This window comes from Geodermatophilus sp. SYSU D00079, from assembly GCF_054050635.1.
In genome coordinates this window covers 103,164-129,126 of the sequence record NZ_JBJGZS010000001.1, presented here as the reverse complement: position 1 = coordinate 129,126, position 25,963 = coordinate 103,164, and the positions used below count along the sequence as shown (strand labels likewise).

General features: G+C 74.3%; 22 protein-coding genes and 1 tRNA gene. 19 read left to right on the top strand and 4 right to left on the bottom strand.

Features of this window, described 5'->3' with window-relative positions; genetic code table 11:
• The first annotated feature begins 33 nt into the window (after nt 1-33).
• Nucleotides 34-876, top strand: a complete 843-nt coding sequence (rsmI, locus tag ACI79E_RS00615; RefSeq protein ID WP_456930605.1) for a 16S rRNA (cytidine(1402)-2'-O)-methyltransferase — start codon at nt 34-36, stop codon at nt 874-876.
• Nucleotides 877-935: 59 nt separating this feature from the next.
• On the opposite strand, the gene ACI79E_RS00610 is transcribed toward rsmI, so the two are convergent.
• Nucleotides 936-1,850, bottom strand: a complete 915-nt coding sequence (locus tag ACI79E_RS00610) for an endonuclease domain-containing protein (protein WP_456930604.1) — start codon at nt 1,848-1,850, stop codon at nt 936-938.
• 97 nt (nt 1,851-1,947) lie between these two features.
• Entirely contained in the window at nt 1,948-3,051 is a 1,104-nt protein-coding gene (gene corA / locus ACI79E_RS00605) for a magnesium/cobalt transporter CorA (RefSeq protein ID WP_456930603.1), read from the bottom strand.
• 122 nt (nt 3,052-3,173) lie between these two features.
• On the opposite strand from corA, the gene ACI79E_RS00600 reads away from it, so the two are divergent.
• The 8 genes from ACI79E_RS00600 to ACI79E_RS00565 all read left to right on the top strand — a co-directional run bounded on the left by ACI79E_RS00600 (nt 3,174) and on the right by ACI79E_RS00565 (nt 12,489).
• Nucleotides 3,174-4,676 carry an amino acid permease gene (locus tag ACI79E_RS00600; RefSeq protein WP_456930602.1) on the top strand — a complete coding sequence of 501 codons (1,503 nt, stop codon included), beginning with the start codon at nt 3,174-3,176 and terminating at the stop codon, nt 4,674-4,676.
• A gap of 103 nt (nt 4,677-4,779) precedes the next feature.
• Nucleotides 4,780-5,400 carry a hypothetical protein gene (locus ACI79E_RS00595; RefSeq protein WP_456930601.1) on the top strand — a complete coding sequence of 207 codons (621 nt, stop codon included), beginning with the start codon at nt 4,780-4,782 and terminating at the stop codon, nt 5,398-5,400.
• Between the two features lie 33 nt (nt 5,401-5,433).
• Nucleotides 5,434-7,227: a methionine--tRNA ligase gene (gene metG, locus ACI79E_RS00590; RefSeq protein ID WP_456930600.1), complete on the top strand. Its 1,794-nt coding sequence runs from the start codon at nt 5,434-5,436 to the stop codon at nt 7,225-7,227.
• Nucleotides 7,224-8,111, top strand: a complete 888-nt coding sequence (locus tag ACI79E_RS00585) for a TatD family hydrolase (RefSeq protein ID WP_456930599.1) — start codon at nt 7,224-7,226, stop codon at nt 8,109-8,111. The genes metG and ACI79E_RS00585 overlap by 4 nt, the downstream gene beginning before the upstream one ends.
• 51 nt (nt 8,112-8,162) lie before the next feature.
• Nucleotides 8,163-9,002 (top strand): hypothetical protein, encoded by an 840-nt coding sequence (locus tag ACI79E_RS00580; RefSeq protein ID WP_456930598.1) that lies wholly within the window; start codon nt 8,163-8,165, stop codon nt 9,000-9,002.
• Between the two features lie 535 nt (nt 9,003-9,537).
• On the top strand, nt 9,538-10,647 hold the full coding sequence (locus ACI79E_RS00575; RefSeq protein WP_456930597.1) for a ubiquitin-like domain-containing protein: 1,110 nt from the start codon (nt 9,538-9,540) through the stop codon (nt 10,645-10,647).
• Nucleotides 10,604-11,527 (top strand): 16S rRNA (adenine(1518)-N(6)/adenine(1519)-N(6))-dimethyltransferase RsmA, encoded by a 924-nt coding sequence (rsmA, locus tag ACI79E_RS00570; protein WP_456930596.1) that lies wholly within the window; start codon nt 10,604-10,606, stop codon nt 11,525-11,527. Before ACI79E_RS00575 ends, rsmA begins: the two co-directional genes overlap by 44 nt.
• Complete coding sequence (locus ACI79E_RS00565) at nt 11,524-12,489, top strand: 4-(cytidine 5'-diphospho)-2-C-methyl-D-erythritol kinase (protein WP_456930595.1); 966 nt, start codon at nt 11,524-11,526, stop codon at nt 12,487-12,489. The genes rsmA and ACI79E_RS00565 overlap by 4 nt, the downstream gene beginning before the upstream one ends.
• Nucleotides 12,490-12,495: 6 nt before the next feature.
• Here ACI79E_RS00565 and ACI79E_RS00560 read toward each other — a convergent pair whose 3' ends face one another.
• Both ACI79E_RS00560 and ACI79E_RS00555 read right to left on the bottom strand, forming a co-directional pair.
• Nucleotides 12,496-13,149 (bottom strand): TetR/AcrR family transcriptional regulator, encoded by a 654-nt coding sequence (locus ACI79E_RS00560; RefSeq protein ID WP_456930594.1) that lies wholly within the window; start codon nt 13,147-13,149, stop codon nt 12,496-12,498.
• An 80-nt stretch (nt 13,150-13,229) separates the two neighbouring features.
• Nucleotides 13,230-14,198 (bottom strand): acyl-CoA desaturase, encoded by a 969-nt coding sequence (locus ACI79E_RS00555; protein WP_456930593.1) that lies wholly within the window; start codon nt 14,196-14,198, stop codon nt 13,230-13,232.
• Nucleotides 14,199-14,419: 221 nt separating this feature from the next.
• On the opposite strand from ACI79E_RS00555, the gene ACI79E_RS00550 reads away from it, so the two are divergent.
• From ACI79E_RS00550 to ACI79E_RS00505, 10 genes are all read left to right on the top strand, one after another.
• Nucleotides 14,420-14,492 (top strand) — tRNA-Gln (locus ACI79E_RS00550).
• 33 nt (nt 14,493-14,525) lie between these two features.
• Nucleotides 14,526-16,004 carry a bifunctional UDP-N-acetylglucosamine diphosphorylase/glucosamine-1-phosphate N-acetyltransferase GlmU gene (glmU, locus tag ACI79E_RS00545; protein WP_456930592.1) on the top strand — a complete coding sequence of 493 codons (1,479 nt, stop codon included), beginning with the start codon at nt 14,526-14,528 and terminating at the stop codon, nt 16,002-16,004.
• A 53-nt stretch (nt 16,005-16,057) separates the two neighbouring features.
• Complete coding sequence (locus ACI79E_RS00540; protein ID WP_456930591.1) at nt 16,058-17,038, top strand: ribose-phosphate diphosphokinase; 981 nt, start codon at nt 16,058-16,060, stop codon at nt 17,036-17,038.
• A gap of 279 nt (nt 17,039-17,317) precedes the next feature.
• A complete protein-coding gene (locus ACI79E_RS00535) occupies nt 17,318-18,010 on the top strand; it encodes a 50S ribosomal protein L25/general stress protein Ctc (protein ID WP_456930590.1) in 693 nt (230 codons plus the stop codon).
• Nucleotides 18,011-18,066: 56 nt separating this feature from the next.
• Complete coding sequence (gene pth / locus ACI79E_RS00530) at nt 18,067-18,654, top strand: aminoacyl-tRNA hydrolase (RefSeq protein WP_456930589.1); 588 nt, start codon at nt 18,067-18,069, stop codon at nt 18,652-18,654.
• Nucleotides 18,655-18,993: 339 nt separating this feature from the next.
• Nucleotides 18,994-20,349, top strand: a complete 1,356-nt coding sequence (locus ACI79E_RS00525) for a sugar transferase (RefSeq protein WP_456930588.1) — start codon at nt 18,994-18,996, stop codon at nt 20,347-20,349.
• A gap of 158 nt (nt 20,350-20,507) precedes the next feature.
• Nucleotides 20,508-23,138, top strand: coding sequence for a DUF7402 domain-containing protein (locus ACI79E_RS00520; protein WP_456930587.1), 2,631 nt, complete (start codon nt 20,508-20,510; stop codon nt 23,136-23,138).
• 268 nt (nt 23,139-23,406) lie between these two features.
• Nucleotides 23,407-23,952: a serine O-acetyltransferase gene (locus tag ACI79E_RS00515; protein WP_456930586.1), complete on the top strand. Its 546-nt coding sequence runs from the start codon at nt 23,407-23,409 to the stop codon at nt 23,950-23,952.
• Complete coding sequence (locus tag ACI79E_RS00510) at nt 23,949-24,722, top strand: WecB/TagA/CpsF family glycosyltransferase (protein WP_456930585.1); 774 nt, start codon at nt 23,949-23,951, stop codon at nt 24,720-24,722. Before ACI79E_RS00515 ends, ACI79E_RS00510 begins: the two co-directional genes overlap by 4 nt.
• Before the next feature lie 11 nt (nt 24,723-24,733).
• On the top strand, nt 24,734-25,849 hold the full coding sequence (locus ACI79E_RS00505) for a glycosyltransferase (RefSeq protein ID WP_456930584.1): 1,116 nt from the start codon (nt 24,734-24,736) through the stop codon (nt 25,847-25,849).
• Nucleotides 25,850-25,963: the final 114 nt, after the last annotated feature.

Sequence of the window (25,963 nt, the reverse complement as noted above, 5' to 3'; positions counted from 1 at the left end):
GCCCGCGGCAACCGGCGTGACAGGCTCGTCGCCGTGAGTGGACGTCTGGTGCTCGGCGGCGCACCCCTGGGGCAGCCCGGCGACGTCGGCCCGCGGCTGCGGCAGGTCATGGCCTCGGCCGAGGTGCTCGCCGTCGAGGACACCCGCCGGCTGCACCGGCTGGCCACGGACCTCGGGGTGACGCTCACCGGCCGGGTGGTCACCTTCCACGAGTCGGTGGAGCGCTCGCGGCTGCCCGGGCTGCTCGACGCGCTGACCTCCGGCGCCACCGTCCTGCTCCTCACCGACGCCGGGATGCCGTCGGTCTCCGACCCCGGCTACACGCTGGTGCGGGCGGCGATCGAGGCCGGTGTGGAGGTCACCTCGGTGCCCGGGCCCTCTGCGGTGACGACGGCGCTGGCGCTGTCGGGCCTGCCGGTCGACCGCTTCTGCTTCGAGGGGTTCCTGCCGCGCAAGGGCGGGGAGCGCCGGTCGCGGCTGACCGGGCTGGCCGACGAGCGCCGCACGATGGTGTTCTTCGAGTCCCCGCACCGGCTGGCCGACGCCCTGACCGACGCGGTGGCGGCGTTCGGCGCCGACCGGGAGGCCGCTGTCTGCCGGGAGCTGACCAAGACCCACGAGGAGGTCCGCCGCGGCCCGCTGGCCGAGCTCGCGGCCTGGGCCGCCGACGGCGTGAAGGGCGAGATCACCCTCGTGGTGGGTGGCGCGCCGGCCGCGGCGGTGTCGCTCACCCCGGCGGAGCTGGCCGCGGAGGTCGCGGCGGAGGAGGCGGCGGGCGCCACCCGCAAGGACGCCATCCGCGCCGTCGTCGTCCGGACCGGGCTGCCCCGCCGGACCGTCTACGACGCCGTGGTCGCCGCCAAGCCCGGGTCCTGAGACCGGCGCGCAGGCACGAGTGCGCGCAGACCGACCCCTCCCGCGCCCCGACCGGTCCATCAGCGCGCACTCGCGGTGAGGGTCGATCGGATGCGGGCGATGAGACGGTCCGGCTCCCGGAGGTCTGCGGCGGTCACGAAGACGACCCGCCAGCCGGCCCCCTGCAGCCGGTTGAGACGCTCCCGGTCGCGCGCGAACTGACGGGCCTCGGCGTGCCAGAGGCCGTCGTACTCGACGGCCACCCGGCGGTCGGGCCACGCGAAGTCGACGCGCGCCACGAACCCAGGCCCGTCGAACACCCGGAACTGGGCGACCGGCGGAGGCAGGGTGCTGCGCCCGATGAGCAACCGCACCCGGGTCTCCTGCGGGGACTCGGCCCTCCCGTCGGCCAGGGCGGCGACGTCTCTGGCGCGCGCCGAGCCCGGGCCCCTCGTGCGGGCCGCGAGCGCGCGGACCGGCTCGAGGTCCACCACCCCGGTCGCGATCAGCTGGTCGACGGCGGCGACGGCGTCGTCCCTGGGGAGCGCGGCGGCCAGGCGCACGGCCGTCGCCTCCGGAGAACTGACGGGGACGTCGTCCCGGCGCCGGACGTGGGCGGGATCGAGGGTCGCGCGACGGACCACGAGCCCCTCGACCCGGACCTGGTGGGTGTCCCGTGCCGCGGTCACCTCCACGTCGTCGCGGGGACCGGTCAGGTCCACGCCCCACAGGACGGCGGCGCTGCGGCCGGTCACCACCGCGTCGGGCAGCAGGATCGTCGCGGCACGCGCACGGAGTCCATGGGTGACCGGGACGTCGCGGTGCACGTACACGTCGTGCAGCAGTCGCCGCCAGGTGTCGCCGCGCAACTGTCGCGCGGTCAGCAGCCGGGACCGGACGGCGTGCGAGCCGCGGAAGGGCTCGGTGCGGAGGGCGTGGGGCACCAACGGGACGCGCGGCACCACCCCACCGTGGCGCAGGTCGAGCACCCGCACCGGCGTCGTCCACAGGCCCGCCGCGCGTGCGCGATGGGCGACGTGACCCCTGACCCCGATGGGTCGGTTCCTGCGCAACCGCCCGCGGTGGGCAGGGTCAGAGCCAGCCGTTGCGCTTGAAGCCGCGGTACAGCAGCACGCAGGCGCTCACGATCACCAGCAGCACCAGCGGGTAGCCGAACCGCCAGTGCAGCTCGGGCATGAACTCGAAGTTCATGCCGTAGATCCCGGCGATCGCCGTGGGGACGGCGATGATGCCGGCCCACGCACTGATCTTGCGCATGTCCTCGTTGTCGGCCTGGGAGGTCCGGGCCAGCGACGCCTGCAGGATCGACGTCAGCAGCTCGTCGAGCGCCGCGATCTGGTCGCGCACGCGGATGGCGTGGTCCTCGACGTCCCGGAAGTAGGACCGCATGGCCTCCGGGACGGCGTCGATGCGGCGCTCGGCCAGCTTCTGCAGCGGCACCTCCAGCGGGGAGACCGCCCGGCGCAGGGACATGAGCTCCCGCTTGAGCTGGTACAGCCGTCCGATGTCGTCGGTGCGCCGGTCGCTGAACACCGACGCCTCCAGCTCGTCGACGTCCTCCTCCACGGCGCTGGCGACGTCGACGAAGGCGTCGACCACGTGGTCGGCGACCGCGTACAGCACCGCCGCCGGGCCCAGGCAGAGGAGGTCCGGCTGGTCCTCCATGCTCTGCCGCAGGTCGGCCAGCCCGCCGTGCTCCCCGTGCCGCACGGTGATCACGTAGTGGGGGCCGAGGAACACCATCACCTCACCGGTGTCGACGACCTCGCTGGTCGCGGTCAGCCGGTCGTGCTCCACGTAGGTCGCGGTCTTGAGCACCATGAACAGCCCGTCGTCGTACCGCTCGAGCTTGGGCCGCTGGTGGGCGAAGACGGCGTCCTCGACCGCCAGCGGGTGCAGCCCGTACCGGTCGGCGATCGCGCCCAGCTCCACCTCCGTCGGCGCGTACAGACCCAGCCAGACGAAGCCGCCGAGCGCGACGGCCTCCTCCAGGGCGTCGTGCGGGTGCACCGGCTCCTGGCGGCGTCCGGCGACGTAGACCCCGCAGTCCACCACCGGGCTGACCCCGTCGGGGCGGGACGGCGTGGTGCGCGGCCGGCCCGCCGGGCGGGGGCGCGGCGACGGCTCGGCCGGCATGCCCCCGGGCGTGTTCCGCGGGGTCTCGGTGCCGGTCATGCGCACTCCTCAGCCGGTCTGTCGGGGGCTGCCAGCGTAGGCATGCGGGCTGGTCGCACCCGTGCGACGCTGCCCGGGGTGAGCAGTGCCGGCGGAGGCGCCGGCCGCGAGGAGGGGACGCCGTGGCCGCCAACACGCGCCGGGTCAAGTCCGTCGAGGAGTCCATCCGCGACACCGACGAACCGGAACACCGGCTCAAGAAGAACCTGTCCGGCCTGGACCTCACCGTCTTCGGCGTCGGGGTGATCATCGGCACCGGCATCTTCGTCCTGACCGGGCTGGTCGCCCGTGACCAGGCCGGCCCGGCGGTGGCGATCAGCTTCGTCATCGCCGCCGTCGTGTGCGGGCTGGCCGCCCTCTGCTACGCCGAGTTCGCCTCGACGGTGCCGGTGGCCGGGTCGGCCTACACGTTCTCCTACGCCACCTTCGGCGAGTTCATCGCCTGGATCATCGGGTGGGACCTCGTGCTGGAGCTGGCGCTCGGCGCGGCGACGGTCTCCGTGGGGTGGTCGGGCTACCTCAACCAGCTGCTCGACGACATCGGGATCGCCCTGCCCGCGTCGATCGCGGGGGAGACGGCGAGGTTCAACATCCCCGCGATCCTGATCGCCCTGGCGATGACCGCCGTCCTGGTGCTCGGCATCAAGCTCTCCTCGCGGGTCACCGCGGTCATCGTGGCCATCAAGCTCGCCGTCGTCCTGCTGGTGATCGTGGTCGGGCTCTTCTACCTCAACGCCGACAACTACTCGCCGTTCGTCCCGCCGGGGGAGCCGCCGGCGGAGGGTGAGAGCGGCTGGCACACCCCCCTGATCCAGCTGCTCGGGTTCGCGCAGGGCAACTTCGGGTGGAGCGGGGTGCTGGCCGGCGCCGCGATCGTCTTCTTCGCCTTCATCGGCTTCGACATCGTCGCGACGGCGGCCGAGGAGACGCGCAACCCCGCCAAGGACCTCCCGCGCGGGATCATCGGCTCGCTGGTCATCTGCACGCTGCTGTACGTCGCGGTCTCGCTGGTCGTGGTGGGCATGCAGAACTACACCGAGCTGTCCGCCGACGCCCCGCTGGCCGGGGCGTTCGCCGCCAACGGGCTGACCTTCTTCTCCAGCGTCATCTCCCTGGGCGCGCTGGCCGGGCTGACCTCCGTCGTGATGATCCTGATGCTGGGGCAGTCGCGGGTCCTGTTCGCCATGAGCCGCGACCACCTGCTGCCGCCGGCGCTGGCCCGCGTGCACCCGCGGTTCGGCACGCCCTACAAGATCACCATCGCGACCGGCGTGTTCGTCGCCGTCCTCGCCGGCCTGGTGCCGCTGAGCGCCCTGGCAGAGCTGGTCAACATCGGCACCCTCTTCGCGTTCCTGCTGGTGTCGATCGGCGTGTGGTGGCTGCGGCGCACCCGGCCCGACCTCGAGCGGTCCTTCCGCGTGCCGGCCATCCAGGTGCTGCCGTGGGTCTCCGCCGCCGCCTGCCTCTGGCTGATGGCCAACCTGCCGGCCGACACCTGGCTGCGGTTCCTCGTCTGGATGGTGATCGGGGTGGTCGTCTACTTCGGCTACAGCCGCCGGCGCAGCCGCATGGCCACGGGGGAGCGGCTGCCGGCCTCGGCCGGTGGGGACGGCGCCCGCACCTGACCTCACCCCCCGGGGTGAGGTGCCGCCCCGCAGGCGTACAGCGGCCGCCCGCCGCGGCCGACCCGACCGGTGACCGTCGTCCCCGGCCAGGGAGAGCAGCGCCGTGCCCGATCCCGTCCCCACCACCGCGGCGCCGACCCGGAGCCGACCGCGCCCGCCGGTGACGGTGCTGGCCGCCGCGGGGTTCGCCGGGCTGGAGGCGGTGGCCCTGGTCGCCGGTGCGCTCACCGGCCTCGACGGCCTGCTGCTGGTCGGCTCACGGCCGTCCGGACCGGTGGTCGCCGCCGTGCTGCTCGGGCTGGCGACGTGGGTGGTGCTGTGCGCGGGCGGCGGGGCGCTGCTCGCCGACGGGTCCGGACGCCGCGTGTACACGGGGGTGGCCGTCGCCGAGATCGCCCTCGTCGCCGCCGTGCTGGTGCTGACCCTCGGCACGCCCCTGCTCGACCCGGTGGCGGCATCGCTCCCGGTGCTCCCGCTCACGCTGCTCGCCCTCGGTGTGCCCGCGGGCAAGCTGCTGCTCGCCGGCGCGCCGAGCGCCCTCGCGTGGTCGGCGGCCGGGCCGCGCGCCGCCGCCTCCCGCCCGGAGCCGGGGCCGGCGCGACCCGTCCTGCAGGCGGCCACGCTGGGCGTCATCGGCCTGGCGCTGGTCGCCGTCGCCCTCGTCACGCCCGTGCCGGGGACCCCGGCCGACGGCCCGGCGACGGCGGGCACCAGCCAGCCCTGAACCGGGTGGACGCCGCTCCGTACTCTCGTCGGCGTGAGTGATCGGCACATCCTGACCGCCGTGGCCTGGCCCTACGCCAACGGTCCGCGGCACATCGGCCACGTCTCCGGCTTCGGCGTCCCCTCGGACGTCTTCAGCCGCTACCACCGCATGGTGGGGGACAGGGTGCTGATGGTCAGCGGGACCGACGAGCACGGGACGCCGATCACCGTCGCCGCCGACGCCGAGGGCGTCACCCCGCGCGAGATCGCCGACCGCAACAACCGCATCATCGTCGGCGACCTGCAGTCGCTCGGGCTGAGCTACGACCTGTTCACCCGGACCACGACGGTCAACCACGCGCAGATCAGCCAGGAGATCTTCCTCGGGCTGCTGAAGAACGGCTACGTCTTCCCGAGGACGACGCTCGGCGCGATCAGCCCCTCCACCGGCCGCACCCTGCCCGACCGCTACATCGAGGGCACCTGCCCGATCTGCGGCTACGACGGCGCCCGCGGTGACCAGTGCGACAACTGCGGCAACCAGCTCGACCCGGTCGACCTGATCAACCCCGTCAGCCGGATCAACGGCGAGACCCCGAAGTTCGTCGACGAGGAGCACTACTTCCTCGACCTGCCCGCCTTCACCCGGGCACTGGGCGACTGGCTGGACAGCCGCCGGGGCTGGCGCCCCAACGTGCAGAACTTCGCCAAGAACCTGCTCACCGACCTCAAGCCGCGCAGCTACACGCGCGACATCGACTGGGGCGTCCCGGTGCCGCTGGACGGCTGGCGCGACCGGCCCGACAAGCGCATCTACGTGTGGTTCGACGCCGTCGTCGGCTACCTGTCGGCGTCGATCGAGTGGGCCCGCCGCTCCGGGGACGACGACGCGTGGCGGCAGTGGTGGCAGACGCCGGACGCCGACGCCTACTACTTCATGGGCAAGGACAACATCGTCTTCCACGCCGAGATCTGGCCCGCCCAGCTGCTCGGGTACAACGGCGAGGGCGACAAGGGCGGCACCCCCGGGTCGCTGGGGCGGCTGAACCTGCCCACCGAGGTCGTCTCCAGCGAGTTCCTCACCATGGAGGGGCGCAAGTTCTCCTCCTCGCGGCAGGTCGTCATCTACGTGCGCGACTTCCTCGCCCGCTACGACGCCGACGCGCTGCGCTACTTCATCGCCGCCGCCGGCCCCGAGACGCAGGACACCGACTTCACCTGGTCGGAGTTCCGCCGCCGCAACAACGACGAGCTGGTCGCCGGCTGGGGCAACCTGGTCAACCGGTCGGTGTCGATGGCGGCGAAGAACGTCGGCGCCGTGCCCACCCCCGGCGAGCTGACCGAGGCCGACCGGGCCCTGCTGGCGACGACGAAGGCCGCGTTCGGGCCGATCGGCGACCTGCTGGCCCGCAACCGGCAGAAGGCCGCCGCCGCGGAGGCGATGCGGGTGGTGGGCGAGGCGAACAAGTACCTGTCGGACCAGGCGCCGTGGAAGCTCAAGGAGGACCCGGCCCGCCGGGACACCGTCCTGCACACCGCGCTGCAGGCGGTCAGCGACTGCAACGCCCTGCTCACCCCGTTCCTGCCGCACTCCGCGCAGCGCATCCACGAGCTGCTCGGCGGCACCGGCGTGTGGTCGCCGGCGCCCCGGATCGACGAGGTCACCGACCTCGACGACGGCTCGCCCTACCCGGTCATCACCGGCGACTACGACGCCGCGCAGGCCGTGTGGGCCTCCCGGCCGCTGCAGCCGGGGACGCCGCTGGCACCGCCCACGCCGGTGTTCAAGAAGCTCGACGAGTCGATCGTCGAGGAGGAGCTGCGCCGGCTGGAAGGCGGGGAATGAGCCGCTCGGCCGCGTCCCGCGCCAACCGACGAGGCGAGCCGCCGCCGTCCCCCGAGCCGCTCCCGTCGCCGGCGGTCGACAGCCACACCCACCTCGACATCACCCTCGACAGCGACCGGCTGCCCGACCCGGCCGTGGTGGACGCCGAGATCGCCGCCGCCGCGGCCGTGGGCGTCCCGCGGCTGGTCCAGGTCGGCGTCGACGTGGGCTCCTCACGGTGGTCCGCGGAGCTCGCCGCCCGGCACCCGAACGTGCTCGCCGCCGTCGCCGTCCACCCGAACGAGGCCGGCGCCGGCGCGGCCGACGACGACGCGCTGGCCGAGATCGACCGGCTCGCCGCCCTGCCACGGGTGCGCGCGGTGGGGGAGACCGGGCTGGACCGGTTCCGCACCGGGCCCGAGGGCTGGGCGGCGCAGGAGGCGTCGTTCCGGGCGCACATCCGGATCGCCAAGGAGCACCGCGTGGCGCTGGTCATCCACGACCGCGACGCGCACGAGGAGATCCTCCGCGTGCTCGAGGACGAGGGCGCTCCCGAGCACACCGTCTTCCACTGCTTCTCCGGCGACGCCGCCTTCGCCAAGGCCTGTGTCGAGCGCGGCTACGTCCTCTCCTTCGCCGGCACCCTGACGTTCGGCAACGCCGGCTACCTGCGGGAGGCCGCCGCGCTGACCCCGCTCGACCAGCTGCTGGTGGAGACCGACTCGCCGTTCCTCACCCCGATGCCGCACCGCGGCCGACCCAACGCCTCCCGCCTGGTGCCCCTCACCGTGCGGGCGCTCGCCGAGGTCACCGGGGCCGGGCTCGACCAGCTCTGCGCGGCCCTGACCAGCAACGCCGAGCGGGTCTTCGGCCCGTGGGACGACGGGACGCCCGCGTCGTCCTGACGCCGGGAGGACGGCCCTCCCGCTCCCAGCGGAAGCGTGGACACTAGGGGCGTGGGCCGCCTCATCGCCGTCGTCCTCTTCATCGCCGTGCTGGTCCCCGGCGTGCTGCTCGCCCGCGCCTGGGCACTGGCCGCCGGCCGTCGCGCGGTCGCGGCGGCCGCCGTCGAGTTCGCCACCCCGACGCCGGAGGGCACCGCGACCCTGCACCGTCAGGCCCAGCACGGACGCCGGGTGCGTGCGCTGGGCTGGCTGATCGGCCTGGTCGGCATCGTCGTGAGCATCGTGCTGTTCGCCGAGGCCTCGGTCTTCCTGTGGGCCCCCGCCCTCCTGGTCGGCCTGCTGGTCGGCGTCGTGCTCGCCGAGACGACCCGGCCGCGGCCCCGCTGGAGGCTGAGCAGCCCGCCCCGCCGGCCGCGGTTCGCCGAGCAGGTCTCACCCGTGCTGGTGTGGGCGATGCGGGCGATGGTCGCCGCCGAGGTGCTGGCCGCCGTCCTCATGTGGCAGCGGGACAACCTGCCCGCCTCCGTCGGGTGGGTCGCCCTCGTCGTCCCACTGCTGACCTGGGTCCTCGCCGAGGTCGCGCTGCTGCGCACGATCGCCCGCCCCCTGCCGGCCGAGGGCGCCGACGTGCCCGTCGACGAGGCGCTGCGCACCTGGACCGCCCACCTGGTCACCGCCGCCACCAGCGTCCTGGCGCTCCTCCCGCTGGGCGCGCTGCTGCTCGCCGCCGGCATCGACCTGGGCGACCGGGTCACCGAGGGCGTGGACCTGGTGCCCGTCGCGCTGGTCGCCGGTGGCTTCGCCGGACTGGCCGCCGGGCTCGCCGTGGCCGTCTTCCTGCTCACCTGGCTGCGCCCGGTCCGCTCGACCGACCGCGCCCTCGCCGGCTGAGTGGTGACACTGCGGTCCTCGGGACCGCACCGCGGCCACGTGCCGTGCCCCCGTCGCGCTGAGCCCCGCCCGTGTCGCGGTCGGGAGACCCTGCGGGCCCCCGCGACCGGTCCACCGTGACCGGGTGCCGCGCCCGGCTCCGGAACCGGTCCGCCGGTGACCGGTGGCGCCCCACCGAGCGGCCGGCCGCACGCTGCACAGCGCGCTGAGCGGCGCCGATGCCCCAAGGAGAGGGCGGGCACACTGTGGGATTGGTCACCCCACCCGTCTCACGCTGCGCAGGCGCCACACGCGTACCGCCATGCGCTGTTGTCACTCAACGTGTCGGCGCGCCCACATGTCGCTACGTCGACGCTCTGCTTCACTGCTCACGCACAGTTGCCCGAGGTACCTCGTTCGTTATCGTGTCGTGACCAGCCGGGGTGGGGACCGACCCGGGCGGTGTCGAACCGACCGGGAGCTCCCCTCCTGATCGGCTGCCGCCCGGGAGTGTGTGACGGCCCCCTGCCCGGGTTCAGTGACCCCTGGAAGTGTCGTGTCCCGATCGCTGAAGCTCGCCCTCTACGCCCTCGTCCTGCTCGGACTCGTGGGCGGCACCCTGGCCTACTTCGCCGCCCAGAAGTCCCTGACGCTGACCGTCGACGGGCAGGCGCGTGAGGTGCGCACCTACGCCGACACCGTCGGCGAGGTGCTCGAGGAGGAGGGGCTGCAGACGCAGGCACACGACGTCGTCCTGCCCGACGCCGAGGCCGGTGTCGAGGACGGCGACGCCGTCGTCGTCAACCGGGCGCGTCCCCTGCAGCTGACCGTGGACGGCGTCGCCAGCGAGGTCTACGTGACCGCGCTGTCGGTCGAGGAGGCGCTCGCGCAGCTGGGTTACCGCGCCGAGGGCCTCGTGCTGTCCGCCAGCCGCAGCGAGCGACTCCCGCTCGACGGCATGTCGCTGTCGATCAGCACGCCCAAGGACGTCACCCTCCTCGTCGACGGCACCCAGCGCGTGGTCACCACCACCGCCGCCACCGCCGGCGACCTCCTCGCCGAGCAGGGCATCACGCTGGGCCCCACCGACCGCACCAGCGTCTACGCCGAGCAGGCGCTGCTGGACCGGATGCGCATCCAGGTGACCCGCGTGCAGGTCACCGAGGTCACCGAGACCTCCGCCATCCCGCACGGCACGGTCGAGGCGCCGAACCCCGAGGCCTTCGAGGGCGAGAAGACCGTCACCCAGAAGGGCGTGGACGGCGAGCAGGCCACCACCTTCCGGATCACCGTCACCGACGGCGTCGAGACCGCGCGGGAGCAGCTGGCCACGACCGTCACCCGGCAGCCGGTCGACGAGCAGGTCGCCGTGGGCACCAAGGAGCGCCCGGCCCCGGCGGCGTCCAGTGGCAACGCGCCCTCGGCCGACGGCCTCAACTGGGCCGCGCTCGCGAAGTGCGAGTCCGGCGGCCGCCCCAACGCGGTCAGCTCCACCGGCAAGTACCACGGCCTGTACCAGTTCTCGCAGGCCACGTGGAACGCCGTGGGCGGCACCGGTGTCCCGTCCGCGGCCTCCGCCGACGAGCAGACCTACCGCGCGCAGCTGCTCTACCAGCGCTCCGGTGCCGGCCAGTGGCCGCACTGCGGTCCGCGGCTGTTCAGCTGATCGGGTCCCGCTGAGCACTCCCGACCCCGCCTCCGAGCTGCTGGGCCCGGCCGCGATCCGCGACCTGGCCCAGCAGCTCGAGCTGCGTCCGACCAAGACGCTGGGGCAGAACTTCCTGCACGACGCGAACACGATCCGGCGGATCGTCCGCACCGCCGAGCTCACCCCCGAGGACGTCGTCCTGGAGGTCGGCCCCGGTCTCGGGTCGCTCACCCTCGGCCTGCTGCCGGCCGCCGCGCGGGTCACCGCGGTGGAGATCGACCCGCGGCTGGCCGCGTTGCTGCCGCGCACCGTCGCCGAGCGGGCGCCCGCGCTGGCCGACCGGCTGACCGTCGTCGAGGCCGACGCCCTGCGGGTCCAGGAGCTCCCCGGGCCGCCACCCACGGCGCTGGTGGCCAACCTGCCGTACAACGTTGCGGTGCCCGTGCTGCTGCACCTGCTGGAACTGCTGCCCACCCTGCGCCGTGCCCTGGTGCTCGTGCAGGCCGAGGTCGCCGAGCGGCTCGCCGCCGCGCCTGGCACCCCGGCCTACGGCGTGCCCTCGGTCAAGGCCGCCTGGTACGGGGAGGTCCGCCGCGCCGGCAACGTCGGCCGCCGGGTCTTCTGGCCCGAGCCCAACGTCGACTCGGGGCTGGTCGCCCTCGTGCGCCGACCCCCGCCGCCGGGTGACCGTGCCGCGACCTTCGCCGTCGTCGACGCGGCCTTCGCCACGCGACGCAAGGGCCTGCGGGCCGCGCTGGCCCGGTGGGCGGGCAGCCCGGCCGCGGCCGAGACCCGGCTGCGGGCCGCCGGCATCGACCCGGCCACCCGCGGCGAGCAGCTGTCGGTCGAGGACTTCGCGCGGCTGGCCGCCACGGCTCCCGTGGAGCCCGGCGCATGAGCTGGTCGTCCTCGGGCGGGCCGGGGCGGATCGCCGGCGACGGCGCGGTGGTCGCCCGCGCGCCGGCGAAGGTCAACGTGCACCTGGCGGTCGGCCCGCTGCGCGGGGACGGGTTCCACGAGCTGCGGACGGTCTACCTCGCCGTCTCGCTGTTCGACACGGTGACCGTCCGCCCCGGCGCCGGGCTGGCGCTCAGCGTCACCGGTGAGGGCACCACGGGCAGCGGCCCGGACGCCGTCCCCACCGACCGGCGCAACCTCGTGTGGCGGGCCGCCGAGCTGCTGGCCGAGCGCGCCGGGATCTCCCCGGACGCCACGATCACGGTCGACAAGTCGATCCCGGCCGCGGCGGGACTGGCCGGTGGCAGCGCCGACGCCGCGGCCGCGCTGGTCGCCCTCGACGCCCTGTGGGGCACCCACGCCACCCGCGGCGAGCTGGCCGCCCTGGCCGCGCAGCTGGGCAGCGACGTCCCGTTCAGCCTGCTCGGTGGGATCGCGCTCGGCTCGGGGCGGGGCGAGCAGCTCTCCCCGGTGCTGGCCCGGCGGCGGTGGGACTGGGTGCTCGGCATCGCCGGTGAGGGGCTGTCGACGCCGGCGGTGTACGCCGAGCTGGACCGGCTCCGCGGCGAGGGGCGGGTCCCCGACGGCAGTGACCTGGCCTCGCCCGAGCCGGTGATCAGTGCCCTGCGCAGCGGGCCGGTGTCAGCGCTCGCGGGCGCGCTGGCCAACGACCTGCAGCCCCCGGCGGTGTCGCTGCGCCCGGCCCTGCGCCGGGCCCTGCGGGCCGCCACGGACGCCGGCGCGCCCGCCGCCATCGTCAGCGGGTCGGGGCCGACGGTGGCCGCGCTCGCCGACGACGAGGACGCCGCCGTCCGGCTGGCCGCCGAGCTCGCCGGGGTGGGCGTCTACCGCACCGTGCGCGCCGTGCACGGCCCGGTGCCCGGTGCCCGACTGGTCGGCTGACCCTGCTCAGGCGCCGGGCTGCTCCACCGGCCGGCTGACCAGCCCGGGGGCCGGCTCCAGGTGCGCCAGGCCGTTGTAGGACAGGTTGACCAGGTGGGCGGCGACCTCGCGCTTGCCCGGGGTGCGGGTGTCCAGCCACCACTGGCCCACCAGCGCCACCATGCCGACCAGCGCCTGGCTGTAGAGCGCGGCGAGGGCGCGGTCGTAGCCCCGCGCGTCGAACTGCGCGCCGAGGATGTGCTCGACCTTGCGCGCCACCTCGCTGATCAGCGAGGAGTAGGTGCCCCCCGACGCGCCGTCGACGGGGGAGTCCCGGGAGAGGACGCGGAAGCCGTCGGTGTCCTCCTCGATGTAGTCGAGCAGGACCAGGGCGGCCCGTTCCAGCAGCTCCCGCGGGGAGCCGCCGGCGGCCAGCGCGGAGGTGAAGCGGTCCAGCAGCCGCTGCATCTCGCGGTCGACGACGACGGCGTAGATGCCCTCCTTGCCGCCGAAGTGCTCGTAGACGACGGGCTTGCTGACGTCGGCGCGGGCGGCGAGCTCCTCGATGGAGGTGGCCTCGTAGCCGCGCTGGGCGAAGACCGCCCGCCCGACGTCGAGCAGTTGCTGGCGCCGTTCTGGACCCGTCATGCGCACCCGGGGGCGTGCCACGCTGCTGGGCATGGCTCCCATGGTGCCCCGCGGCCGCCCCCGCCCGGGGGTGCCGGCCGACGCCGGCCGCTCGGGCGGGGGCGGGTCCGCGGTCAGGACACGGCCGGGACGGACTGTCGCTTCGCGGCCAGCCGGACCGGGTCGGGCCACTTCACGCTGTGTGCCCAGCCCAGCTTCTCGAACGCCCAGATGACGCGGGCGCTGATGTCGACCTGCCCGCGGAGCACGCCGTGGCGGGCGCAGGTGGGGTCGGCGTGGTGCAGGTTGTGCCACGACTCGCCGCCGCTGAGCAGCGCCAGCGGCCAGAAGTTGGTCGCCCGGTCCCGGGAGGCGAACGGCCGGCTCCCGACGACGTGGCAGACGGAGTTGATCGACCAGGTCACGTGGTGCAGCAGCGCCACCCGCACCAGGCCGGCCCAGAAGAACGCCGACCAGGCGCCGGCCCAGCTCTGGGTGACCAGGCCGCCGATCACCGCCGGCAGGGCCAGGCTCAGGAAGGCCCACACGACGAACAGCCGGCTGGTGCGCCGGAGGGCGACGTCCTTGAGCAGGTCGGGCGCGTAGCGCTCGGGGTTGGTCTGCCGGCGGTCGAACAGCCACCCGAGGTGCGCGTGCCACATGCCCTTGAGCAGCGCCCGCGCGTCGGTGCCGTAGCGCCACGGCGAGTGCGGGTCGCCGGCGCGGTCGGAGAAGGCGTGGTGCCGGCGGTGGTCGGCGACCCACTGGACGACCGGACCCTGGATCGCCATGCACCCGACCACGGCGAGCGCGATCCGGAGCGGGCGGGCGGCCTTGAACGACCCGTGGGTGAAGTGCCGGTGGTAGCCGACGGTGACGCCCAGCAGGGTCAGGTAGTAGAAGCCGACGGCGAGGCCGACGTCCAGCCAGGACAGCCCCCACCCCCAGACGGCGGGCACCACCGCGGCCAGCGCCAGGAACGGCACGACCACGAACACGTAGAGCGTGATCTGCTCCAGCGCGCCCTTCTCCTTGCCCAGCGCGTTCGCCGGCAGGCCGGCGTCCGGGTCGGCGGAGCGCGGCGGCGCGGTGGGCCGGGTCACAGCGGGAGCGGACAAGCGGCCTCCAGGGCGGTGGGGGACCGGTGGGCACCGGGGGTCTGTGGTGCCGGGGAACCGGGCCGGAGGCCGTAACCTACGTCACCGTAGGGAAGGTCGCCTGTCGGACCACCCGGTCGGGCGGTGCCCGCGGTCCCGGGGCCACCTAGGCTTCCGGGGGACGCCGACCGGTGTCCGCGCCGCCGCAGCGCCGGTGACGCCCGCAGTGGGGGATGGGGTAATCGGCAGCCCGCCGGCCTTTGGAGCCGTGAAGTCTCGGTTCGAGTCCGAGTCCCCCAGCAACGCCGTCCGAGCCTAGGCACGAGGAGACCCGTGACCGTTCCCACCCCGCCGTCCGTCGCCGCCGTCGTCGTCCTCGCCGCCGGGCAGGGCACGCGCATGAAGTCGGCCCTGCCCAAGGTGCTGCACACCCTCGGCGGCCGCAGCATGCTCGGCCACGTGCTGGCCGCGGCCGCGCCGCTGGGCGCCGAGCACACGGTGGTCGTCGTGGGCGCCGGCCGCGCGGCGGTCGAGGAGCACCTCGCCGAGGTCGCCCCCGGCGCCCGGCCCGTGGTGCAGGAGGAGCAGCGCGGCTCCGGGCACGCCGCCGCGGTCGCGCTGGCCGCCGTCCCGTCGATCGACGGTGCGGTGCTGCTGGTCAACGGGGACGCGCCGCTGCTGCGCCCCGGGACCGTCACCGCCCTGGTCGACACCCACCGGACCGCCGGCAACGTGCTGACCGTCCTCACCGCGGAGGTCGAGGACCCCACCGGGCTGGGCCGGATCGTCCGGGACGCCGAGGGCGCGGTGCGGGCCATCGTCGAGGAGCGGGACGCCACCCCCGAGCAGCGTGCGATCCGGGAGATCAACGCCGGGGTCTACGTGGGTGACGCGGCCGCGCTGCGCCGCGTGCTGGCCGCTCTCGGGGAGGACAACGACCAGGGCGAGCAGTACCTGACCGACGTCCTCGGTCTGCTCGTCGCCGAGGGCGGCCGGGTCGGCGGGGTGCGCGCCGAGGACCCCGACGACGTGCTCGGCTGCAACGACCGCCGTGAGCTCGCCGCCCGACGGCGCACCCTCAACGACCGGGTGCTCGACGAGCTGATGCGCTCCGGTGTCACCGTCGTCGACCCCGCCACCACCTGGGTCGACGTCACCGTCACGGTCGCCCCCGACGCGGTGCTCGAGCCCGGCGTCCAGCTGCAGGGGACGACGTCGGTGGCCACCGGCGCCGTCGTCGGCCCGGACACCACGCTGCGCGACACCGAGGTGGGGGAGGGCGCCTCGGTCCTCCGCTCGCACGTGCTGGGCGCCGTCGTGGGCCCGGAGGCCACCGTCGGCCCGTTCAGCTACCTGCGGCCCGGTACCCGGCTGGCCCGGGGCGCCAAGGTGGGGGCCTTCGTCGAGACGAAGAACGCCGAGGTCGGTGTGGGGTCCAAGGTGCCGCACCTGTCCTACGTCGGCGACGCCACCATCGGGGAGGGGGCGAACATCGGCGCGGCGACGGTCTTCGTCAACTACGACGGGGTCGCCAAGCACCGGACGACGATCGGCGACCACGTGCGGATCGGCTCCGACACGATGCTCGTGGCCCCGGTCACGGTCGGCGACGGCGCCTACACCGCGGCCGGTTCCGTGATCACCTCCGACGTCCCGCCGGGGGCCATGGCCGTGGCGCGGGCCACCCAGCGGAATGTGGCAGGCTGGGTGCGCCGGCGGCGTCCTGGGACGGCCGCGGCGAAGGCCGCGGAGGCGGCCGGGGATGCGGAGGCCGCCGGCGCGGCCGACACTCGAACGAAGGCGTCCGAGTAGGCCGGGCGACGGCCCGTTCCCCCAGACGACGACCACTAGGGGCAGTTGAGCCGATGAGCGCCATCCGGCAGACCACCAGCAAGAGCCTGATGCTGTTCTCCGGCCGGGCCTACCCGGAGCTGACCGACGAGATCGCCGGCCACCTCGGGGTGACCCCGACGCCGACGGCGGCGTACGAGTTCGCCAACGGGGAGCTCTTCGTCCGCTTCGAGGAGTCCGTACGCGGCTGCGACGCGTTCGTCGTGCAGAGCCACACCGCGCCGATCAACACCTGGCTCATGGAGCAGCTGATCATGGTCGACGCCCTGAAGCGGGCCTCGGCCAAGCGGATCACCGTCGTCGCGCCGTTCTTCCCCTACGCCCGGCAGGACAAGAAGCACCGCGGCCGCGAGCCGATCTCCGCCCGCCTCGTCGCCGACCTGTTCAAGACCGCCGGCGCCGACCGGCTGATGACCGTCGACCTGCACACCGCCCAGATCCAGGGCTTCTTCGACGGGCCGGTCGACCACCTGTTCGCCCTCGACCTGCTGGTCAAGCACGTGTGCGAGCGGTGGGGCGACCGCGACATCACCGTCGTCTCGCCGGACTCCGGCCGGGTGCGCGTCGCCGAGCGGTGGACCGACAAGCTCGGCGGCACCCCGCTGGCCTTCATCCACAAGACCCGCGACCCGATGGTCGCCAACGAGGTCGTGGCCAACCGCGTCGTCGGTGAGGTCGCCGGCCGGGTCTGCATCCTCGTCGACGACATGATCGACACCGGCGGCACGATCGTGAAGGCGGCGGAGACCCTCTTCGAGGCCGGCGCCGCCGACGTCATCGTCACCGCGACCCACGGCGTCCTCTCCGGGCCGGCGGTCGACCGGCTGAAGAACAGCCGGGTCAGCGAGGTCATCGTGACCAACACGCTGCCCATCGACCCGGCCCGCCACTTCGACAAGCTCACCGTCCTCTCCATCGCCCCGCTGCTCGCGCGGGCGATCAAGGAGGTCTTCGAGGACGGCTCGGTCACGAGCCTCTTCGACGGCGCCTCCTGACGGTGCACCTCCCGGGGAGGTGACGTCCGCGGTGGAGGCGCGGCCGCGTCCCCCGGAGGTGCGGACGGCGGCTCCTGCGGTGTCCTGCCCGCCCCCGTGGTGCTGCGGCACCGGCACCGCAGGAGTGCCACCGTGCCCGTCGGGTACGCTGAGGCGGTTGCCCGGCGAGGGAGACGGCCCGTCCGTACTCCGTGATCGACGTGCGTGTGCCCCGGTCGGGGTGTGCCGCGCCGCGCGCCGGCCAGCGACACCGACCACCTCTCCGAGGAGCACACCACCGTGGCTGACTTCCGCCTCGTCGCCGAGGCCCGCACCGAGTTCGGCAAGGGCAGTGCCCGCCGCACCCGCCGGGCCGGCCGCGTCCCCGCCGTCCTCTACGGGCACGGCCAGGACGTCGTCCACCTGTCCCTGCCGGCCCGCGAGTTCGCCGCGGCGCTGCGCAACGGCGGCGCCAACGCCCTGCTCACGATCGTCCTGGACGGCAAGGAGGAGCTCGCGCTCACCAAGGCCGTGCAGCGCGACCCGCTGACCCGCCAGCACGAGCACGTCGACCTGCTGCTCGTCCGCCGCGGCGAGCGGACCACCGTCGACATCCCGATCGTCGTCGTGGGTGAGCCCGGCGTGGACTCCATCCCGAACCACCAGCTGAACACCGTCTCGATCGAGGCGGAGGCCACGCACCTCCCCGAGTCCATCGAGGTGGACATCACCGGCCGGACCGCGGGCCAGAACATCACCGCCGGCGACCTCGTGCTGCCGCGCGGCGCGACGCTGGTCACCGACGCCGAGGCCCTCGTCATCGGCTTCCTGGGTGCCCCGACCGCCGAGGCCCTCGAGGCCGAGCTCGAGGCCGCCGAGGCCGAGGCCGGCATCGAGCGCGAGGAGTCCGCCGAGTCCGTCGAGGAGGCCACCTCCGACATCGAGGGTGCCGTCCCGGCCGACGCCGGCGAGAACACCGGCGTCCAGCCCTGAGCACCGGCTCCGGTACGAACGGGGGCGCCGGCACTGCCGGCGCCCCCGGCTCGTCGGTGTCCGAGGGCCCCTTCCTGGTCGTGGGTCTCGGCAACCCCGGCCCCTCCTACGCGGGCAACCGGCACAACGTGGGCGCGATGGTGCTCGACGTGCTCGCCGACCGCGCCGGCATCCGGCTCTCTCCCGGCAAGGGCAAGCGGGCCCGGACCCTCCTCGGTGAGGGCCGGCTGGCCGGCCGCCGCGTCGTGCTGGCCCGGCCCACCAGCTACATGAACGAGTCCGGTGGCCCAGTCCGGAGCCTGCTGGACTACCACTCCATCCCGCCCACCGACCTCGTCGTGCTGCACGACGAGCTCGACATCCCCTTCGCCAGCGTGCGGCTCAAGCGCGGCGGCGGCGAGGGCGGCCACAACGGGCTCCGCTCGATCACCCGTTCCACCGGGACCAAGGACTACCTCCGGGTGCGCGTCGGCATCGGCCGCCCGCCCGGCCGGCAGGACCCCGCCGACTTCGTGCTCAAGGACTTCTCCGCCACCGAGCGCAAGGAGCTCGACCTGCTCCTCGCCGAGGCGGCCGACGCAGCCGAGGAGCTGCTGACCCGCGGCCTCGAGGCCGCGCAGAACGTCGTCCACCCGCGCACCTGACGCGTCGCGCGAACCGGTGACCGGCGGCTGTCCCGCCGCTCCCTTCGGGTGAATGCGCCCGCCCGGCGTTGACCCTGCTCATGACGCTCTGTGATGGTTCTCCCGACGCCGTGCGCCGCCGGTGGGGGGAACATCCTGGTGACGGAGTTGTCGCCTCCCCCTGCCCGAGTGACGTCGGCTACAGAATGTCACGCGTGTTCGGGGGAAACCGTGCTGCTCGACCACACCAGCGTCAGGCTGGGAACTGCGTCCCGGCTGCCAGCCGCTGACACTCCGCCGCGGCTGCGGCCGCGATCGGGTCCGCCGGCGTGGGTCCGTCGGTACTCCGCCGTCCTGACGGTGTTCGAGGTGCTGGCCGCCCTGGTGGCCGCGACCGCGGTACTCGCCAGCCACTCGACGGGGTCCGCGCCCGACACCGCGCTGTTCTGGGCCGCCGTCGCGCTCGTCGCCGCCTGGCCGATGCTGCTGCGGGCCACGGGCGCCCACGCCGAGCGGGTCTTCGGCACCGGCAGCGACGAGTACCGCGCCGTCGGCAAGGCCGGGTTCCTGCTGCTCGCCGTCGCCGGCTTCGTCTCCTACGCCGCCGGCCTCGACCTGAGCCGCGCGCTGGTCGTCGTCGCCGTGCCGGTCCTCACCCTCGGCACCCTGCTCGGCCGGTTCGCCGCCCGCTGCACCCTGCGCGGCCTGCGGGCCCAGGGGCGGTGCACCAAGCGGGTGGTGGTCGTCGGCCGGGGGACGGCGGTCCTCGAGCTGGTGGACCGGCTGCGCCGCCAGCAGTTCGCCGGTCTGGACGTCGTCGCCACCTGCGTGCCCCCGGCGGACCGGGAGCGGGTGGCCGGCGCATCCGCCCTCCCCGTCGGCACCCTCGACGAGGTCGTCGCCCTCGCCGCGGGGCTGGAGGCCGACACCATCGCCGTCACCTCCGCCAGCGAGACCGCGGCGCAGTACCTGCGCCAGCTGTCCTGGCAGCTCGAGGGCACCGGCATCGAGCTCCTCGTCGCCCCGGGCCTGATCGAGGTCGCCGGTCCGCGCCTGCACATCCGTCCGCTGGAGGGGCTGCCCCTCCTCTCGGTCGAGCAGCCGCGCTTCGAGGGCTGGCGGCGCGTGGTGAAGGGCGGCCTCGACCGCGCCGCCGCCGGGCTCGCCGTCGTCCTGCTGGCCCCGGTGCTGCTCGCCATCGCCGCGGCCGTCAAGCTGACCAGCCCCGGCCCCGTCCTGTACCGCCAGGAGCGGGTCGGGGTGAACGGCCGGTCGTTCACCATGCTCAAGTTCCGCAGCATGGTCGTCGACGCCGACCGCCAGGTCGACGCCCTGATGGCGCAGAACATCTCCGACGGCCTGCTGTTCAAGATGCGGTCCGACCCGCGGGTCACCCCGGTCGGGCGGCTGCTGCGCCGGCTGTCGCTGGACGAGCTGCCGCAGCTGTTCAACGTGCTCGGCGGGTCGATGTCCCTGGTCGGGCCGCGGCCGCCGCTGCCCGGCGAGGTCGCCCGCTACGACACCTCGGTGCACCGCAGGCTGCTGGTCAAGCCCGGCCTCACCGGCCTCTGGCAGGTCTCCGGCCGCAGTGACCTCCCCTGGGAGGAGGCCGTGCGCCTGGACCTGCGCTACGTGGAGAACTGGTCGCTGGCCATGGACCTGCTGATCCTCGCCCGCACCGTCCGCGCCGTCCTCGGCCGGTCCGGGGCCTACTGACGCCCGGTCCGCGACCGCACAGCCGACGCCCGTGCGTCGCGCCGCGGAGCGCGACGCCAGCTCCCGGCTCCACCCGGGGCAGTGACGTCCTCCTGCCTCGGCGCTCCCGCTCGCCCTGACCTCCCAGACCTGCGATACCCGTCCAGAAGGGGTGGCTCGTGACCCTGTCGCGGCTCCTGCGTCCACTGAACTCCCGCGACGTCCGCGTCGACTCGCCTCAGCGCCGGCACCACGGCCGGCGTCGACTGCTCGCCGGCATCGCCGTGCTGGCCGCCACGGCGATGACCTTCGTGGCGTCCCCGGCATCGGCCGCAGCCGGGTGCGCGGAGTCGTCGGTCAACGTCGTCGCCCACCCGGACGACGACCTGTTCTTCATGAACCCGGACGTCCTCCGGACCATCGCCTCGGGCGGCTGCTCCGCGACGGTCTACGTGACCTCCGGCGACGCCGGCGGCGAGGACGCCTACTACGTCGGGCGTGAGACGGGGGTCAAGGCGGCCTACGCGCAGATGGCCGGGGTCGCGTCCGAGTGGACGACGGCCCGCGTCACCTTCGCGGGCAGGTCGGTCACCCGTGCGACCCTCACCGCCCGGCCGACGGTGCAGCTGTACTTCCTCCGGCTGCCGGACGGCTACGTCGACGGCGCGGGCAGCGCGCGGTCGGACCACCGGAGCCTGGAGCAGCTCGAGCTCGGCACCGCTGACGCGCTGGAGACCCTCGACGTCCCCGTGCAGCGGTACACCCGCGACCAGGTGGTCGCGACCCTGGGCGCCATCATCGCCGCGTCGGCGCCCAGCGCGGTCCGGACGCTGGACGAGGAGGGCGAGTACGGCGACGGTGACCACAGCGACCACCACGCGGTGGGCCGGCTCGTCGCCGAGGCCCACGCCGCGGCCGCGCCCTCGGCACGCTTCGCCGGGTACCTGGGGTACACGACCACGGCCCTGCCCGAGAACGTCGAGGGCAGCGATCTCGAGGCGAAGATGGCGGCCTTCTTCGCCTACGCCCCCCACGACCCCGGCTCGTGCCTGAGCGCCGAGGAGTGCGCCTACGGCAGCTCCGGGGACTGGCTGGTCCGTCAGCACGTCAACACCGACACCCCTGACGAGCCGTCGATCCCGACCGGGACCAACGTGGCGGGGACGGCGACGGTGACCGCGTCGTCGCAGAACGCCGAGACCGGCCAGATCGCGACGAAGGCGGTCGACGGTGTGGTGGACGGCTACCCCGGTGACCACACCGCGGAGTGGGCCAGCGCCGGTGAGGGCGCGGGTGCCTGGCTCCAGCTCGGCTGGGCCTCGGAGGTCGAGCTCAACGGTGTCGTGCTCTACGACCGGCCGAACGAGTACGACCAGGTGACGGGCGCGACGCTGACGTTCTCCGACGGGTCGACGGTGGCCGTGCCCTCGCTGGACGACGACGGGGGCGCGGTGACGGTCACCTTCCCCGCCCGCAGCACGTCGTCCCTGCGCATCGGTGTGACCGCCGTCAGCGGGACCACGAGCAACGTGGGCATCGCCGAGCTGCAGGCCTGGGGCACGGTCCCGCCCGTGGAGGAGCCCGCCGTGCCGTCCGGCGCGGACGTGGCGGGGTCGGCGACGGTGACCGCGTCGTCGGAGAACACCTGGGACGGGCAGACGGCGACGAAGGCGGTCGACGGTGTGGTCGACGGCTACCCCGGTGACCACACCGCGGAGTGGGCGAGTGCCGGTGAGCGGGCCGGGGCCTGGCTGCAGCTGGACTGGGCGTCCGCGGTGGAGCTCAACGCCGTGGTGCTCCACGACCGGCCCAACGAGTACGACCAGGTGACCGCGGCGACCCTGACCTTCTCCGACGGGTCGACGGTCAACGTGCCGTCGTTGGACAACGCCGGCGGCGCCGTGACGGTCACGTTCCCGGTCCGCACGGCCACCTGGATGCGGATCACCGTGACCTCCGTGTCCGCGTACACCAGCAACGTCGGTCTCGCCGAGGTCGACGCGTGGAGCACCTCGACGGTCGTCACGCCGCCGCCGACCGAGCCGGAGCCGACCGAACCCACGCCGGCCGAGCCCACGCCGGCCGAGCCGACGCCGACCGAGCCGACGCCGACCGAGCCGGAGCCGGCCGAGCCCACGCCGACCGAGCCGGAGCCGGCGCTGCCGTCCGGTGCGGACGTGGCGGGGTCGGCGACGGTGACCGCGTCGTCGGAGAACACCTGGGACGGGCAGACGGCGACGAAGGCGGTCGACGGTGTGGTCGACGGCTACCCCGGTGACCACACCGCGGAGTGGGCGAGTGCCGGTGAGGGCGCGGGTGCCTGGCTCCAGCTCGGCTGGGCCTCGGAGGTCGAGCTCAACGGTGTCGTGCTCTACGACCGGCCCAACGAGTACGACCAGGTGACGGGCGCGACGCTGACGTTCTCCGACGGGTCGACGGTGGCCGTGCCAGCGCTCGAGAACGCCGGCGGCGCGGTGACGGTCACCTTCCCCGCCCGCAGCACCACCTCGCTGCGGATCACCGTGACCTCGGTCGGTACCTGGACCGGCAACGTCGGTCTGGCGGAGGTGGAGGCCTGGGGCGCCGAGCCGGCCGTGACGGCGTCCCCCACCACGGCGACGTCGTCGAGCGCACCGACCGGTGACCCGGCGGCCGGTGCCGCGGGAGCCGCGGAGTCCCCTGTCCCCGAGGCGGCGCCGTCGGGGCCCGCGACGGCGCCGCTGGACGGACCCCCGGTCGAGCCGGCCCCTGCCACGGCGGACCAGCCCGACGCCCGCCTCGACGAGACCGAGGCGGCGGTCACGGACTGAGCAGCGCCCGTCGGCCGGGCCCCATGAGCGCACGAGCCCCCTCCCACCCGGGAGGGGGCTCGTGCGCTTCCTGGATGTCCGGCGCTGAATGGGGCGCCGTTTCTCGGAGCGCCTACCCAAAAAGGGGGTGGGCATCGCCGCAGGCCCGCTGGAAATGCAGTCGACCGCCCTAGTGTCGTCGTGACCTCATCGGGTGTCAGCCATTCCACTGAAATGGTCGGACGCTCATTCCCGTGGTCGTGGACATGCGTATGAGTGAGGACGTCACATGGCTGCCACCCATCCCAGGAACCTCCGGGAACTCGTCGAGTGGATGCGTGAGGACGCCGTCGTGAACCGTTCCCGCGGAGGCGGCACGCTGAGCGTCGTCGCCGTGGCGATCTTCCGGCTCAACCAGTTCGGCGTCCGCGGGCGCGGTCTCGCCGCGTCGGTGGTCCGCCTGCTCTCCCTGCCGCTGCTCGCCTTCTCGCGCCTGCTGCTCGGTTGCGAGGTGCCCGGTGCGCTCGCCTGTGGGCGACGCTTCGTCCTCGCCCACGGCGGTCGGGGCGTGATCATCGTCCCGAACGCCGTCATCGGCGACGACGTCGTCATGGGGCCCTACTCGGGCCTGGGGGTGGCCTACCCCGTGCCGGGTGCACCCACGCTGGGTGACCGCGTGTACATCGGCGCCTCGGTCAGTGTCATCGGCGAGCTCACGGTGGGCGAGGGAGCGTTCATCGGGACCCGCGCGCTCGTGCTGAAGGACGTCCCCCCGGGCAAGCTCGCCATCGGGCTCCCCGCCCGCGCCATCGGCCCCGCCCCGGCCCAGCCGTGAGCGCCTCCGTGCAGGCGCCGCCGGCCGCCGGCGACGGCCAGGTCCCGCCCGTCTCGTTCGCCGACGTCGTCACCGACGCCCTGCGCACCCGTGCCGGAGGCGTGCTCACGTGGCTAAACCACTACAGCGCCCTGCAGGCCCTGCACGCCGGCGTCCCGCTCGACGAGTTCGACTACCTGGGCCTGGACGGCGTCTTCCTGTCGCGCATCGTCAGGGCCGAGGTGCCTCGCACCAGCGCGGACCTGCTGCTCCCGGTCGTGCTCGCGAGGTGCGCGCCGCTGCGCATCGCGCTGGTCGGCTCCACCCCGGAGACCCTGGCGGCGGTCGTGGCGCGGATCGAGAGCGAGTACCGGCACCGGGTCGTGCTCACGCGGGACGGGTACTCGGGGTTGCCGGAGCCGCACCAGCTGCGCCAGGAGCTCCAGGAGGCGCGCGTCGACCTGGTCGTCGTCGCCCTGGGAGCGCCGAGGCAGGACCTCTACGCCCTGCAGCTGCGGACGCCCGGCGTCCTGGTCGCGACCTGCGGGGGATGGCTCGACCAGTACGCCGGCGGGGACTACTACCCGAGCTGGGCGTACCCGCTCCGGCTGAACTGGCTGGTGCGGCTGTGTCGGGAGCCCAGGCGGCTCTGGCGGCGCTACACCGTCGACGCCGTCCGGGCGACGCGCGCCGCCGGTGAACTGACCGACTACGTCATGGGCCTCGGGGGCCGGGCGTTGCGTGCGGCGGGGTCCGGCCGCTCGTCCGCTGTCCACCGCCCGGCGGCCTGACAGGGGGACCCGTGCTCATCAGCGTGCAGCCACACCTGCGCTACGGCGGTGCCGAGCGGCAGACGGTGCTGCTGTCCAACGTCGTGCACCGCCGTCACGGCCGCGCGGCCGTCGTCCTGCACGACGAGGTCGGTGGCCTGCTCGACGCGCTGGACCCGGGTGTCCAGGTCGAGTGTCTGGGCCTGGACGACCACCTGCGCACCCCGCTGGTGGCCCGGCGACTCCGCAGGATGCTCGACGAGCGGTTCCGCGACGGCGAGAAGTCGCTGGTCGCGCTCCACCTGTGGTCGAGCATCCTGGCCGGCGCCCTGGCCGAGCGGCGAGGGGACGAGGGCTTCACGTTCGTCTACTACGAGGACCTCGACCCCTCCGAGCACGCCCGCTTCATCCGGCTCGGCCGGACCAAGCAGCGGCTGGTGCGCAGCGTGTTCCGCCGCAAGGACGTCGTCGTGGCCAACACCAACCGGGTCGCTGACGCGATGGTCCGCGTCTACGGACTCGAGACGCGGCCACAGGTCATCAGCCCCGCCGTGGACCTGCAGGCGCTGCGCGCCGCCGCTCTGCACCCGGCCCCCGTCACGCCGCGGCTGCGGCCGCTGCGGGTCGCCACGGTCGGGTCGCTGGTGCCGCTCAAGGGGCTCGACGTGGTCTACGAGGGGTTGCTGGCCAGCGGTCTCGAGGTCGAGTGGCACGTGGTCGGGGAGGGCCCGCTGCGCGGGTGGCTCGACTCGCTGCCCACCGACGGGCCGGTGCTGGTGCGCACCCACGGTGGGCACCCCCGTCCCTACGAGCTCGTCCGGGACGCCGACCTGCTGGTCCACGGCGCGCACTCCGAAGCCCTCGGACTCGTCCTGCTGGAGGCCATGGGGGTCGGGGTGCCGGTACTGGCGGCCGCGGCCTCCGGGCCCACGGAGATGGTCGAGCTGCTCGGTGACCGGCCGGAGATCCTGAGCCTGTTCCCCGCCGGGGACCCGGCCGGGCTGGCCCTCGCCGTCAAGGAGCGGGCGACGCAGCTGGAGGGCACACCCGGCCTGGACGACATGCAGGGCTATGTCGACCGGTACTCCATCGAGGCGACCGCGGACGCGTGGACGGAGTTGGCCGAGGCACATGGCTGCTCCCTCTGAACCGGCAGGGAGACGCACTCCCGGCACCGAGGGGCGTGCGTCGGCCCTGCCCTGGGGGCGGCTGACCTCGTTCGCGGGTCTCCCACTCATCTCGCTGCTGGGCTCGCTCACCGT

Excerpts from the sequence above, each read along its gene's own strand:
- corA (WP_456930603.1), bottom strand. The coding sequence starts at position 3,051 with ATGACCGGCACCGAGACCCCGCGGAACACGCCCGGGGGCATGCCGGCC.
- ACI79E_RS00585 (WP_456930599.1), top strand. The coding sequence starts at position 7,224 with ATGAGCCGCTCGGCCGCGTCCCGCGCCAACCGACGAGGCGAGCCGCCG.
- ACI79E_RS00565 (WP_456930595.1), top strand. The coding sequence starts at position 11,524 with ATGAGCTGGTCGTCCTCGGGCGGGCCGGGGCGGATCGCCGGCGACGGC.
- ACI79E_RS00560 (WP_456930594.1), bottom strand. The coding sequence starts at position 13,149 with ATGCCCAGCAGCGTGGCACGCCCCCGGGTGCGCATGACGGGTCCAGAA.
- ACI79E_RS00540 (WP_456930591.1), top strand. The coding sequence starts at position 16,058 with ATGAGCGCCATCCGGCAGACCACCAGCAAGAGCCTGATGCTGTTCTCC.
- ACI79E_RS00515 (WP_456930586.1), top strand. The coding sequence starts at position 23,407 with ATGGCTGCCACCCATCCCAGGAACCTCCGGGAACTCGTCGAGTGGATG.